The following is a 13,230-nucleotide window of genomic DNA, read 5'->3' as shown; positions in this document are numbered from 1 at the left end:
CCCGAGCCCGAGCGGCCGAGCAGGCCGACGATCTCGCCTTCGCGCAGCGACAGGTTCGCATCGTCGAGCACGAGCAGCTCGCCCTGCGTCTTGTTGAAGCCGCGGCAGACGTGATCGACGCGCAGGATCTCTTCACCGAGGCGCGGCGGCTGGGACGTCTGGACGGGGGCGTTTACAGCATTCGGATTGTTCATCGCGTTTCGCTCTCAATCGGTCTCAGTCGAGCCGCAGCTTCGCTTCGGCGAAGGCATACAGCGGGCGCCACAGCAGGCGGTTGAACAAGGTAACGAACAGGGACATCACGGCGATGCCCAGGATGATCTTCGGAAAATCGCCGGCGGCGGTGGTCTGCGCGATGTAGGCGCCGAGGCCGTGCGCCTCGATCCTGGTGCTGCCCCACTGCACGGCTTCCGACACGATGCTCGCGTTCCACGCGCCGCCCGATGCGGTGATCGCGCCCGTCACGTAGTACGGGAAGATGCCGGGCAGAATCGCCTGACGCCACCACTGCCAGCCGCGAATGCGGAAGTTGGTCGCCGCTTCGCGATAGTCGTTCGGGTAGGACGTTGCGCCGGCGATCACGTTGAACAGGATATACCACTGCGTGCCGAGCACGATCAGCGGCGACAGCCAGATATCCGCGTTCAGGTGGAAGCGCGCGATCACGATCACGAACACCGGGAACAGCAGGTTCGCCGGGAACGCGGCGAGGAACTGCGCGAGCGGCTGCAGCTTCTCGGCCAGCTTCGGGCGCAGCCCGACCCACACGCCGATCGGCACCCAGATCACGGAGGCGATCGAGATCAGCACGACCACGCGCAGCAGCGTGATGAGCCCGAGCACGAGCACGTGGCCGACCTCGGCCATCGTCACGCCGGTCGCGACGAAGCTGACGACGCGCCATACGATATAGGCCGTGCCGATCAGCACGAGCCCCGCCCACGCGATGTCGACCGTGCGCGACGCCTTCTTCTCGACTTTCGGCAACGTGAAGCGCATCGCACCGGACAGCGGCAGGCGCAGCGGGATCCGCGCGGCCTTCGCGAAAAACCAGCCGGCCGGTACGAGCAGCTGATGGATCAGCCGCGTGCGGCGCACGAGGTCGAGCAGCCACGATTGCGGCGCGTCGCCCGACGCGGTGTTCTCCATCCGGAACTTGTCGGCCCACGCGATGAGCGGGCGGAACAGAAACTGGTCATACGCGAGGATCACGACCGTCATCGTCAGGATCACCCAGCCGATCGCGCCGAAGTTCTTGTCCGAGATCGCCTGCGCGAGATACGCGCCGATGCCCGGCAGCGTGATCGTCTGGTTGCCGACCGTGATCGCCTCCGACGCGACGACGAAGAACCAGCCGCCCGACATCGACATCATCATGTTCCAGATCAGGCCCGGCATCGAGAACGGCACTTCGAGCTTCCAGAAGCGTTGCCAGGACGTCAGGTGGAAGCCGCGCGACACTTCGTCCAGGTCGCGCGGCACCGTGCGCAGCGACTGGTAGAAGCTGAACGTCATGTTCCATGCCTGGCTCGTGAAGATCGCGAAGATCGCGGCCAGCTCGGCGCCGAGCACGCGGCTCGGGAACAGCGCAAGGAAGAACGTGACCGTAAACGAGATGAAGCCGAGCACCGGCACCGACTGCAGGATGTCGAGGATCGGGATCAGCACCATGCCCGCGCGGCGGCTTTTCGCGGCGAGCGTGCCGTAGACGAGCGTGAACACGAGCGACGCGACCATCGCGGCGAGCATCCGCAGCGTGGTGCGCAGCGCATATTCGGGCAGGTTCGACGGATCGAGCGAGATCTTCTGCGTCTGCAGCACGCCGATCGGCGCCATCGTTTCGTGAAAGCCGACCACCGCCATCGCGATCAGGCAGATGATCAGCGGAAATGCGATGAAGTCCCACCGGTTCGGCAGCACGCGCCACGCGGATGCGTTGGCGGTCCGGTTCGGATTGAAGAATCCGACGTTCATCAGGCGCCCTCCCCGGTAAGGCCGATCGAAGCCGGCAGTCGATGTTGATTCATGGCAAAGCGCACGGGCGCGGTAATTCGATTGACTGGCGATCTCGTGCACGCGCGGCGCGCCGGGCACGCACGCATGCGCAGCCGCGGCCGGTCGAGCCGGGCCGCGACGGCACGACACTACACCAACCTGTATTTCAGGTACAACCGTCCCCGGACGGCGCAGGCAGCGCAGGGATCGTGCCCGGCGCGTGGGCGGATGGCGGGCGCGCGGTACGGAACAGCCTGGCCGCAGTCCTGCGGCCGGCACGCAGGCCCGAATTATGCCGTGATCCGGGCCGGCCGTGAACCCGCCACCCGCACGCGGGCACAAACCGTGTCCGGCATCAGCAGCCGGAGACGACGAAGCAGGTATGATCGGGGCTAGCCCCCGGGGGTCGTTTCGGCCGTGCCGCGGCAATGCGCACGCGCTTCGTGTCGACAGGCCCGGGGATCGACCGACGAGCGGGAGGAAGGGAATGGCAGGAAACTTGGTGATCGTCTGTCGCGATCAGGATGCCGATGCGTTCTATGAACTCATGCAGGAGTACGGGTCGTTCCAGACGCGGCTGTCGTCCACGGCGTGGTACCTGAACATGAACGTCGTGCCGGAATCGCTGCAGGAGGAAATCCTGGAGCGTCTCGGCCGGTATACGACCGTCTACATCTTCGAGGCCACCACGGTGACCTACAACACGATCGACAGCAACGCGGCCGAGACGCTCGGCACGCTGTTCGGCGAATGACGCCGCGCGGCGCCTGCCCGGTGGGGCAGGCGCCGCGGCCGCTCAGGCGGCCTGTGCGTGACGTTCGTCGTCCTTCGGCACGACCTCGAACGGGAACGTCATCGACACGCGCAGGCCGCCTTCGGGGCGATTGCCGATGTCGCACGCGCCCCCGAGCCTGAGCACGAGCCGCTCGACGATCGCGAGCCCGAGCCCGCTGTGGCCGTTCCCGCCGCGCGCGGGATCGAGCCGCACGAACGGCCGCGTGGCGGCCGCGAGGTCGCGCGGCGCGATGCCGCCGCCGCTGTCGCTGACCGACAGCACGTAGCCGGTCGGCGTGCGCGCCGTCTCGACGAGCACGGGCGGTGCGCCGTACGCATGCGCGTTGTCCAGCAGGTTCGACAGGATCCGGTCGAGCGTCGCCGTCGGCAGCCGGAAGCCGGGATCGGCCTCCAGCCGCGTCTGGACCGTCGGCGCGTTCGGCGCGACCGCGCGGTAACTGCGTGCGATCCGCTCGCACGCCTGGTCGACCGGCACCGGCTCGCTGCGATCGGCTCCGCCATGCGCAAATACCAGGAACTGGTCGACGATGTGCGACATCGAGTCGACGTCGCGCACGACGCCGTCGCGCAGCCGCGCGTCGTCCATCATTTCCGCCCGCAGGCGCATCCGGGCGAGCGGCGTGCGCAGGTCGTGCGCGACGCCGGCCAGCATCACCGCGCGATCGCTCTCGGCCTGCGACACCTGCTCCACCATCTGGTTGAAGCCGCGCGTGAGCTGGCGCAGCTCGCGCGGCCCGCGTTCGCGCAGCGGCGGCACCGGCTGCCCGCGGCCGAAACGCGCGACCGCGCGCGCGAGCGAGCGCAGCGGCTGCTGCAACTGCCAGGCCGCGAACAGCGCGGCGATCACGCCGGCCGAGAAGATCGTGCCGAGCCACAGCAGCATCCGGTCGAGCGAGCGCGGCGGTCGCAGCGGCTGCACGGGCACCACGATCCAGTTGCGATCGGCCGGCTCCTTCACCCACAGCACCGGCGGATGGCCGGGCGTGCCGATCTCGACCTGCGTGCCGGGCGGCATGCGGTCGCTCACGTCGTCGCGGAACCGCTTCAGCGGCGGCGGCAGCCCCGCATCGCCGCCCTTCGGCACGTCGGCGCTGTCCGGCGACACGAGCCGCACGCGCGACGGCAGCGGCTGGTCGGGCGTGCGCGCCACGTGCTGGCGCACCGCATCGACGAGGAACGCGGCCTCCTCGACCGCATAACGCGTCTGCATCTGGTTGCGCTCGAGCCGCATCGCGAAGAACCACGCGAAGTGCGACAGGAGCAGGACGCCGACGACGAGCAGCGCCAGCCGCCCGAACAGCGAATCAATGGGTTTGCGCATGGGCCTCGCCGTCGGGCACGAACACGTAGCCGCGCCCGCGGACTGTCTGGATGAAGCGCGGCGTCGACGGATCCGTTTCGAGGATGCGGCGCAGGCGCCACACCTGGACGTCGATGCCGCGGTCGGTACCGTCGTACTCGGGCCCGTGCAGCAACTCGAGCAGCCGCTCGCGCGTGAGCGTGCGCAGCGCGTGGTTCACGAAGATCTTCAGCAGCGCGAATTCGCTGCTCGACAGCGTGGCCGGCTTGCCGTCGACCGACAGCGTGCGCGCCTGGAAGTCGAGCAGGAAGCGGCCGAACGCGAACGGCTCGCGCTGCTCGGGCGCGGCCGCCGACGGCGTCGCGCGGCGGCGGCGCAGCACGGCCTGCACGCGTGCGAGCAGCTCGCGCGGGTTGAACGGCTTGCCGAGGTAGTCGTCCGCGCCGAGCTCGAGCCCGACGATGCGGTCGACGTCGTCCGCCCGCGCGGTCAGCATGATCACGGGGATGTCGTCGCCGGCCGCGCGCAACTGGCGCAGCGCGGTCAGGCCGTCCACGCCCGGCATCATCAGGTCCAGCACGATCAGGTCGGGCCGTTCGCGCTCGAGGCGTTTCTCGAGCGTCGCCGCGTCGTGCAGCACGGACACTTCCATCCCCTGGCGCACGAGATAGTCGCGCAGCAGGTCTCGGAGTTCTTGGTCGTCGTCGACGATGAGGATCTGGGTAGTCATGGCTCGAAGTTTATCGCGCGAGGGCGGAGTGGAAGAACGAAACAAAGGGGCGAAAGGGTTACTGCGGGTTACCGCGCAAGGGAACTGTAATGCACGGTAACCGGGCCGCCACCCCGCGTAACACCCGCCGAGGCCCGGATCGCTAACCTGCGTCTTACCGGATGCGGTACCCGGCTTTCCCGGCACCGCATCGCCGGACCCTTTGGATACAAGGAGTTTCTGAAATGTATAAGAAGACTTCCCGCGTGGCCATCGCGGCCGCCACCGTGCTCGCTCTCGCATTCGGCACCGCGCATGCCGCGCAGCCCAACGACATGCCGCCGCCGGGCGGCCCCGGCATGCACCGGATGCATGACGGCCACGAAGGCGGCCCGTTCGGCGCGATCATGAAACTGCACGATCAGCTGAAGCTCAACGCGTCGCAGGAGCAGCAATGGCAGGCGGCCGTCAACACGATGAAGCAGAACCGTGACGCGATGCGCAAGAACCACGAGCAGATGCGCGAGCAGTTCAAGGCGCAGCAGAACCAGCCGATCCTCGACCTGAGCGCGATGCATTCGGCACGCCAGCAGGCGGAGGCGCAAAACGCGCAACTGCGCGAGCAGACGTCCGCCGCGTGGCTCACGTTCTACAACGGGCTGAACGACTCGCAGAAGACGATGGTCAGCACGGCGCTCAAGCAGCAGTTCGCGAAGATGGAGCAGCGCCACGAGAAGATGAAGGAGCGCTGGGAGCAGCATCGCGCGGCCGCCAAGGGCGCGTCGGCGCCGGCGCAGTAAGCCGGCGGGCCGCTCCCGCAGCGGCGCGGAAGGGGAACGCAGGCACCTGCCTGCGTTCCCCTTTTTGTTTCAGGCGACGTCGAACAGCAGCACCTCGGCCGTCCGGCCGCGCGCGAACGCCACCGCGTCCACGCCGCCGATCCGCGCGCCGTCGCCGACGGCCAGCGCGCGGCCGTTGACCTCGACCTCGCCGCGCGCCACGTGCACGTAGACGCTGCGCCCGGCCGGCACGTCGAATGCGGTCGTCTCGTCGCCGTCGATCAGCCCCGCGAAGATGCGGGCGTCCGCCCGCATCGACAGCGCGCCGTCGCCGCCGTCGGGCGCCGCGATGAGCCTCAACCGGCCGCGCTTCTCGTCGTCGGCGAAACGCCGTTCCTCGTAGCCGGGCCGCCCGCCCCGCTCGGCCGGCTGCAGCCAGATCTGCAACAGGTGCAGCGGCCGATCGCGCGACGCGTTGATTTCACTATGCACGAGCCCCGTGCCGGCGCTCATCCGCTGGATGCCGCCGGCACGGACGATCGCGCCGCAGCCGAGGCTGTCGCGGTGCGCGAGCGCGCCGTCCAGCACGTAAGTGACGATCTCCACGTCGCGGCGCGGCTGCATCCCGAACCCGCGCGTCGGCGCGATCAGGTCCTCGCTCAGCCCGCACAGCGCGCCGACGGGCGGACGCACCGGCGCATGCGCGGGCGCGGTGCGGCAGCCGGGCGAAAAACTGTGGCTCGATTCGAGCCAGCCGTGGCGCGTGTGGCAGCGGTCTTCGGCGCGCAGGATCTGGAACATGGGGTGGACGTTCGGGAGGCAGATTGTCTGTTCGGGTTTACCTCCACTGTAGGGTGGGGTCGAACGCGCCACAATCCGTCGCCCGCGCACCGCATCGTTGCATTCGCGTAGTCAATTGCCGAAATGTTCGCTGCGAATACCACGATTACCGCAACAGCCGAATCGAGGAATCGGTCGACCGTGCCGGATTGCCGTTTTCCGGGTATCGCGTTCGGGTAAAATACCGCCCTTTTGGCGTTCGCCGTTCCGGCAGCCGCCAACGCCAGAGCGCCGATCGGCGATTTTTGGCCGTCTAGAATACGCCGCGGCGCCCGGTCCGACCGGCCGCGAGCGCCCCCGGAAAGTCAGCAACAGAAGGATGGAAATGAAGAAGGCCGCCCTGTGCGCCGCCCTCGCCCTCGTGGCGGGCAGCGCCTTCGCGAAGGAGTGGAAGACCGTGCGGATCGGTGTCGATGCCAGTTACCCGCCGTTCGAGTCGACCGCGCCGAGCGGCGAGATCGTCGGTTTCGACGTGGATCTCACCAAGGAAATCTGCAAGCGGATCAACGTGAAATGCGTGTGGGTGGCGCAGGATCTCGACGGGATCATTCCGGCGCTGAAGGCGAAGAAGTACGACGTCATCGTGTCGTCGCTGACCGTCACGGACAAGCGCCGCGAGCAGATCGACTTCTCCGACAAGGTGTACGACGCGCCCGCGCGAATGATCGCGAAGGCCGGCTCGCCGCTGCTGCCCACGGTCGCGTCGCTGAAAGGCAAGCGCGTCGGCGTCGAGCAGGGCTCGACGCAGGAAACCTACGCGAAGGCGTACTGGGAACCGCAGGGCGTGACGATCGTTCCTTACCAGAATCAGGACCAGGTCTATACCGATCTCGGCTCGGGCCGCCTCGACGCGACGCTGCAGGATGAGCTGCAGGCCGATTACGGCTTCCTGCGCACGCCGCGCGGCAAGGGCTTCGCGTTCGCCGGGCCGGAGGTGAAGGATCCGAAGACGATCGGCGACGGCACCGCGATCGGCCTGCGCAAGGAAGATACCGACCTGAAGCACAAGATCAACCAGGCACTGGCCGACATGCACAAGGACGGCACGTACGACCGGCTGTCGCACAAGTACTTCTCGTTCAGCGTCTATTCGGCGTCGGCTCGCTGAGCGCCGACAAGAAGAAGCAGCGGATGCGGGGGCGGCCCCGCGTCCGGGCAGTACAGGCAGTCATCCACGCGCCGCCCGCTCCCTTGCCCGCCGCTCGCGCGACGGGCGGGCCCGGCACCGTTGCCGGGGCGGACGGTCATTGATACGCACGGGGCGTTCCGCGCAGCTTGGCGGGCGCGTCTTTCGCGGCGCACTGCGTGCGCCCTCAGGGACCACACCAGGGACCCCATATGTTTCTACAAGGCTACGGCCCGCTGATCCTCGCCGGCACCTGGCAAACCGTCAAACTGGCGGTGCTTTCGCTTGCGCTGTCGTTCCTGCTGGGGCTGCTCGGCGCCGGCGCGAAACTGTCGCGCAATCGCGTGACGAACGGCGTCGGCACCCTCTACACGACGCTGATCCGCGGCGTACCCGATCTCGTGCTGATGCTGCTGCTGTTCTACAGCCTGCAGATCTGGCTGAACATGGCGACCGACGCGCTCGGCTGGGACCAGATCGACATCGATCCGTTCCTCGCCGGCGTGCTCGTGCTCGGCTTCATCTACGGCGCGTACTTCACCGAGACGTTCCGTGGCGCGTTCCTGTCGGTGCCGCGCGGCCAGCTCGAGGCCGGCAGCGCCTACGGGATGACGAACTGGCAGGTGTTCACGCGGATCATGTTCCCGCAGATGATGCGCTTCGCGCTGCCCGGCATCGGCAACAACTGGCAGGTGCTCGTGAAGTCGACCGCGCTCGTGTCGATCATCGGCCTGGCCGACGTCGTGAAGGCGTCGCAGGACGCCGGCAAGGGCACGCTGCGGTTCTTCTTCTTCACGCTGATCGCAGGTGCCGTCTACCTCGCCATCACGACGATCTCGAACTTCGTGCTGATGTGGCTCGAAAAGCGCTACTCGACCGGTGTCCGCAAGGCTGACCTATGATCGAACTCATCCAAGAATACTGGCGCAACTATCTCTACACCGACGGCTATCGCATCACCGGTGTCGCGATCACGCTGTGGCTGCTGGTCGTGTCGATCGGCCTCGGCTTCTGCCTGTCGGTGCCGCTCGCCGTGGCGCGCGTGTCGAAGAAGAAATGGCTGTCGGGCGCCGTGTGGCTGTACACGTACGTGTTCCGCGGCACGCCGCTCTACGTGCAGTTGCTGCTCTGCTACACGGGCCTCTACAGCCTGCAGGTCGTGCGCGGCACGCCGATGCTCGACGCGTTCTTCCGCGACGGGATGCACTGCACGCTGCTCGCGTTCACGCTGAACACCTGCGCGTACACCACCGAAATCTTCGCGGGTGCGATCAAGGCGACATCGTACGGCGAGATCGAAGCCGCGCGCGCATACGGGATGTCCACGTTCACGATGTACCGCCGCGTGATCCTGCCGTCGGCGCTGCGCCGCGCGCTGCCGCTGTACAGCAACGAAGTGATCCTGATGCTGCACGCGACGACGGTGGCCTTCACCGCGACCGTGCCGGACATCCTGAAGATCGCGCGCGACGTGAACTCGGCGACCTACATGTCGTTCCACGCGTTCGGCATCGCCGCCCTGCTCTATCTCGTGATCTCGTTCACGCTCGTGTGGCTGTTCCGCCAGGCCGAGCGCCGCTGGCTCGCGTATCTGCGCCCGCAAGGCAAGTAAGTTTCCGCAGGAATATTGATGAATTCCCAGACTCAAAAGCTTTTCGTCGACGATCTCCACAAGCGGTACGGCGACAACGAGGTGCTCAAGGGCGTGTCGCTGAAGGCGAACTCGGGCGACGTGATCAGCGTGATCGGCTCGTCCGGTTCCGGCAAGAGCACGATGCTGCGCTGTATCAACTTCCTCGAGCAGCCGAACGCGGGCCGCATCTTCGTCGACGGCGAGGAAGTGCGCACCGCGCTCGACAAGACGGGCGCGCTGCGCGCGGCCGATTCGAAGCAGCTTCAGCGCGTGCGCACCAAGCTGTCGATGGTGTTCCAGCACTTCAACCTCTGGTCGCACATGAACGTGATCGAGAACGTGATGGAAGCGCCGGTGAACGTGCTCGGCATCCCGAAGAAGGAAGCCGAGGAGCGCGCGCGCGAATACCTCGAGAAGGTCGGCCTCGCGCCGCGCGTCGAGAAGCAGTATCCGTCGCATCTGTCCGGCGGCCAGCAGCAGCGCGTGGCGATCGCGCGGGCGCTGGCGATGCATCCGGACGTGATGCTGTTCGACGAGCCGACCTCCGCGCTCGATCCGGAACTCGTGGGCGAAGTGCTGAAGGTGATGCAGAAGCTGGCCGAGGAAGGTCGCACGATGATCGTCGTCACGCACGAGATGGGTTTCGCGCGCAACGTGTCGAATCACGTGATGTTCCTGCACCAGGGCCGCGTCGAGGAAGAAGGCGTGCCGGCCGAGGTGTTCGCGAACCCGAAGAGCGAACGCCTGCGCGGCTTCCTGTCCGGCAGCCTCAAGTAACGCCCGTCACCCGCCACGCCCGAACGGGCGCCCCGCGGTTCGCCGCGCGGCGCCCGTTTTGCGTTTACGCGGCGCTCACCGGCGCGCCGTCGGCGAACGCGCGCAGTTCGTCGCCCGCCAGCCGGTAACGCACCCACTCGCTCTGCGGCGCCGCGCCGACGCGCTCGTAGAAGCGGATCGCCGGCTCGTTCCAGTCGAGCACGCTCCATTCGAAACGCCCGCAGCCCGACTCGACCGCGATCCGCGCGAGCGCCTTCAGCAGCCGCAGCCCCGCGCCGGCGCCGCGAAAACGCGGCGATACGTACAGATCCTCCAGATACAGCCCCTGCCGCGCGAGCCACGTCGAATACGAGAAGAAATACACGGCGAAGCCGGCCGGCTCGCCGTCGACCTCGCACATCAGCGCACGCGCGGGCGAGCCTTCGCCGAACAGGCTGCGCTCGAGCGATTCCGGCGTCGCGACGACTTCGTGCTCGGCCTTCTCGTAGACGGCCAGTTCGGTGATGAAGCGCAGGATCAGCGGCACGTCGGCGACGGTGGCGGAACGGATATCGATTTGCACGGTGGTGAGCCCTCCTTCGGCCCGGACGGAAAACGGAATACGGCGCCGGCGCTCCCGCATCTGGCGCCGGTGAGATCGACATGCTACGTTCACGGCGCTACTGCAGGAAGTGCAGTTTCTTCATCCGGACATGAACATGATGCATCCCGACCTGCGCCGCCTCGACCTGAACCTGCTGCTCGTGTTCGACGCGTTGTATCGCCACCGGTCCGTCGCGGCGGCCGCGCACGAGCTTTCGTTGAGCCCGTCGGCGTTGAGCCATGCGCTCGCCCGGCTGCGCGACGCGATCGGCGATGCGCTGTTCGTGCGCCTCGGCAACGAGATGCAGCCCACCGTGCGCGCCGACGACATCGCCACGTGGGCCGGCGACGCACTCGATGCGATGTCGAAGGGGCTCGCCCGCGCGCGCCGCTTCGATCCCGCGCAAAGCGACCGTACGTTCGTGTTCGCCGCGACCGACTACACGGCGTTCGCGGTGCTGCCTGCGTTTCTGGCCCGCATCCAGCACGTGGCGCCGCACCTGCGGATCCGCGTCGTCCATTCGGACCGCAAGATTTCCGTCGACGAGCTCGCGGCCGGCCGCATCGACTTCGCGCTCGGCTACCACGAGGAATCGGCGGCCGACGCGCCCGGCATCGAGGATTTCGACTGGTTCTCCGACGACTATGTCGTGATCGCGAGCGCCACGCATCCTGACGTCCGTCGGCGGCTGACGCTCGACCAGTATCTGGCGGCCCGCCACGTGGTCGTCACGCCATGGAACGAAGCGCGCGGCGTCGTCGATCACGTGCTCGACCGGCTCGGCCTCGCGCGCCATGTGGCCGTGCAGTTGCCGACCGTGCTCGCCGCGCCGTTCGTGATCGCGGAGTCGGCACTCCTGATGACCGTGCCGAACCGCGCCGCGCAGGCGCTACGCCACGCGGCGCCGATCCGCATCTTCCCCGCGCCATTCGAGATCCCGCGCTACACGGTGAAGGTCTACTCGCATGCGAAGCACGCGCGCACCGATGCGCATCGCTGGATTCGCGCCCAGTTGCTCGACGCGCGACCAAGTCCGGACTAAGCTCCGCCGCGCGAAGCAGGACAGGCGTTTCAGGCGTCGATCGACGATGGCGGCAATCGCCCGAATCATTACGAAATACTTACCAATTTCGCGACTTTCGCGCTTACGCCGGCGCCCCGGCAACGTCAATAGTGGCAATCCTTGACCCATGCCCGCGGAATCCATGTCTGCCTTGTGGGACAAGGGTTTTCCGGCAATCGAGCACCCTTGCCCCCCCTGTTGCGCAGCGTGTTGCATGGCAATTTGGCGACAGCGGTTAGTCAAACAACGATTTCCGTCGCCACAAAATTGTATTTTTGCTAAATTAGTAACCAAAGTAGCAAAACGAAGTTCGTGAAATGTAGTTTAGCTTCACGACACAACAAGGAGACCCCGCAGGCCGACCCGGCTGCGCGGGACCGCTCAACGGTTTTCCGTCTGCTTGCCCGCGTGCCGCGCTTACCGGCCCTGCACGAGGTCTCCCTGGTTATCCCGCTTTTGCCCGGCGCTCGCGCTCCGGGCATCTCGTGCAGTCTGGGTTGACTTTTTGACAGGGTATGGAGGAGATGATGAAGAAAGCTTTGGTCGCGGCCGCGCTGATGGCTGCTGGGGTGGTGACGGCGCACGCGCAGAGCAGCGTCACGCTGTATGGCCGCCTGGATGCAGGCATCGAGTACATGAACGGCCTGCAAAACGGCCACCAAGTGCGCGCGGAAAGCGGCGACTGGGGCACGAGCCTGTGGGGCTTGAAGGGCAGCGAAGACATCGGCGGCGGCAACAAGATCCTGTTCCACCTCGAAGGCGCGTTCAACACGATGACGGGCGGCTTCAGCGGCTCGATCTGGGATCGTTTCGCGACCGTCGGTATCTCCAACGACCGTTACGGTACGCTGCTGTTGGGTCGCGAACTCGCGATCGCCAACGGCGTGTGGGACTTCGACCCGTTCGGCCAGTCGTCGTGGTCGACGGCCTCGCTGGTGCGCGGCCGTAACTGGAACAAGACCAGCAACAACGTGTCGTACCAGTCGCCGTCGCTCTACGGCCTCGACTTCTACGGCCAGTTCTCGTTCTCGAACTCGACCAGCTTCAACGGCAACACGACGGCCGGCCAACCGGGCCGTGCAATGGGCGCGCAGGTCACCTACACGAACTCGCTGTTCCAGTTGCGCGGCATCTACGACGAAACGCGCGACAGCAACGGCCGCTTCTCGGACGTGTTCAACTACTCGCGTGAATACTTCGCGGGCGTGAACGTGTTCCTCGGCCAGTTCAAGGTTCAGGCGGCCTACCAGGCATCGCGCGCCGACGGCAGCGGTGGCCCGGCAGTGAACGCCGGCGTGACGGGTACGCAACAGGTGTGGGGCGGCGTGACGTGGCAAGCAACGCCGGCAGCGGCGCTGATCGCAGCCGTGTATCACGTGAATGCGAACCACGGCGGCGGCAACGCGAACATCTACACGGTCGGCGGCTCGTACAACATCTCGAAGCGCACGCTGTTCGACCTGCAGGTCGCGACGGTGCGCAACAGCAAGAACGCGAACTTCGGCCTGAACGCGAACGGCGCCGGTACGGCCGTGTCGACGGGCAACCCGAATCCGGGCGGCAGCCAAACCGGCGTCTACGCCGGCATCCAGCACCTGTTCTGATCAGGCGCCGTCAAAGAACGATTCGA

At 66.9% G+C, this 13,230-nt stretch carries 13 protein-coding genes and 1 pseudogene; 8 read left to right on the top strand and 6 right to left on the bottom strand.

Annotation, left to right across the window (positions count from 1 at the left end; translation table 11 throughout):
• Both WT24_RS26630 and WT24_RS26625 read right to left on the bottom strand, forming a co-directional pair.
• Positions 1-194 (bottom strand): annotated as a pseudogene (locus WT24_RS26630) (ABC transporter ATP-binding protein); the annotation flags it as partial.
• Positions 195-216: 22 nt separating this feature from the next.
• Entirely contained in the window at positions 217-1,974 is a 1,758-nt protein-coding gene (locus WT24_RS26625; protein ID WP_059504874.1) for an ABC transporter permease subunit, read from the bottom strand.
• Positions 1,975-2,482: 508 nt separating this feature from the next.
• Between WT24_RS26625 and WT24_RS26620 the strand changes: the two genes are divergently transcribed.
• On the top strand, positions 2,483-2,749 hold the full coding sequence (locus WT24_RS26620; RefSeq protein WP_011545926.1) for a hypothetical protein: 267 nt from the start codon (positions 2,483-2,485) through the stop codon (positions 2,747-2,749).
• A gap of 42 nt (positions 2,750-2,791) precedes the next feature.
• On the opposite strand, the gene WT24_RS26615 is transcribed toward WT24_RS26620, so the two are convergent.
• Both WT24_RS26615 and WT24_RS26610 read right to left on the bottom strand, forming a co-directional pair.
• Positions 2,792-4,111: an ATP-binding protein gene (locus WT24_RS26615; RefSeq protein WP_059504872.1), complete on the bottom strand. Its 1,320-nt coding sequence runs from the start codon at positions 4,109-4,111 to the stop codon at positions 2,792-2,794.
• Positions 4,095-4,820 carry a response regulator gene (locus WT24_RS26610; protein WP_006493394.1) on the bottom strand — a complete coding sequence of 242 codons (726 nt, stop codon included), beginning with the start codon at positions 4,818-4,820 and terminating at the stop codon, positions 4,095-4,097. The genes WT24_RS26615 and WT24_RS26610 overlap by 17 nt, the downstream gene beginning before the upstream one ends.
• Before the next feature lie 224 nt (positions 4,821-5,044).
• Here WT24_RS26610 and WT24_RS26605 point away from each other — a divergent pair, with 224 nt between their 5' ends.
• Positions 5,045-5,599 carry a periplasmic heavy metal sensor gene (locus tag WT24_RS26605; RefSeq protein ID WP_060036303.1) on the top strand — a complete coding sequence of 185 codons (555 nt, stop codon included), beginning with the start codon at positions 5,045-5,047 and terminating at the stop codon, positions 5,597-5,599.
• A 69-nt stretch (positions 5,600-5,668) separates the two neighbouring features.
• On the opposite strand, the gene WT24_RS26600 is transcribed toward WT24_RS26605, so the two are convergent.
• Entirely contained in the window at positions 5,669-6,379 is a 711-nt protein-coding gene (locus WT24_RS26600) for a pirin family protein (protein WP_060036302.1), read from the bottom strand.
• Positions 6,380-6,743: 364 nt separating this feature from the next.
• Between WT24_RS26600 and WT24_RS26595 the strand changes: the two genes are divergently transcribed.
• The 4 genes from WT24_RS26595 (at position 6,744) to WT24_RS26580 (ending at position 9,954) form a co-directional block, all read left to right on the top strand.
• Positions 6,744-7,526, top strand: coding sequence for an ABC transporter substrate-binding protein (locus tag WT24_RS26595; RefSeq protein WP_060036311.1), 783 nt, complete (start codon positions 6,744-6,746; stop codon positions 7,524-7,526).
• 230 nt (positions 7,527-7,756) lie between these two features.
• Positions 7,757-8,446, top strand: coding sequence for an ABC transporter permease (locus WT24_RS26590; protein ID WP_034208096.1), 690 nt, complete (start codon positions 7,757-7,759; stop codon positions 8,444-8,446).
• Positions 8,443-9,156, top strand: a complete 714-nt coding sequence (locus tag WT24_RS26585) for an ABC transporter permease (RefSeq protein ID WP_034208097.1) — start codon at positions 8,443-8,445, stop codon at positions 9,154-9,156. Before WT24_RS26590 ends, WT24_RS26585 begins: the two co-directional genes overlap by 4 nt.
• Positions 9,157-9,174: 18 nt before the next feature.
• The gene (locus WT24_RS26580; protein ID WP_059504866.1) at positions 9,175-9,954 is read left to right on the top strand and encodes an ABC transporter ATP-binding protein; all 780 of its coding nucleotides are present in this window, start codon (positions 9,175-9,177) and stop codon (positions 9,952-9,954) included.
• Between the two features lie 64 nt (positions 9,955-10,018).
• Here WT24_RS26580 and WT24_RS26575 read toward each other — a convergent pair whose 3' ends face one another.
• Positions 10,019-10,516: a GNAT family N-acetyltransferase gene (locus WT24_RS26575; protein ID WP_059504864.1), complete on the bottom strand. Its 498-nt coding sequence runs from the start codon at positions 10,514-10,516 to the stop codon at positions 10,019-10,021.
• 136 nt (positions 10,517-10,652) lie between these two features.
• On the opposite strand from WT24_RS26575, the gene WT24_RS26570 reads away from it, so the two are divergent.
• Positions 10,653-11,579 (top strand): LysR family transcriptional regulator, encoded by a 927-nt coding sequence (locus WT24_RS26570; RefSeq protein ID WP_060036310.1) that lies wholly within the window; start codon positions 10,653-10,655, stop codon positions 11,577-11,579.
• 545 nt (positions 11,580-12,124) lie between these two features.
• A complete protein-coding gene (locus WT24_RS26565) occupies positions 12,125-13,204 on the top strand; it encodes a porin (RefSeq protein WP_059795988.1) in 1,080 nt (359 codons plus the stop codon).
• The last annotated feature ends 26 nt before the right edge of the window (positions 13,205-13,230 follow it).

The organism is Burkholderia sp. MSMB1078WGS, from assembly GCF_001528895.1.
GTDB lineage: Bacteria > Pseudomonadota > Gammaproteobacteria > Burkholderiales > Burkholderiaceae > Burkholderia.
This window is presented reverse-complemented; position numbering and strand designations above follow the sequence as displayed.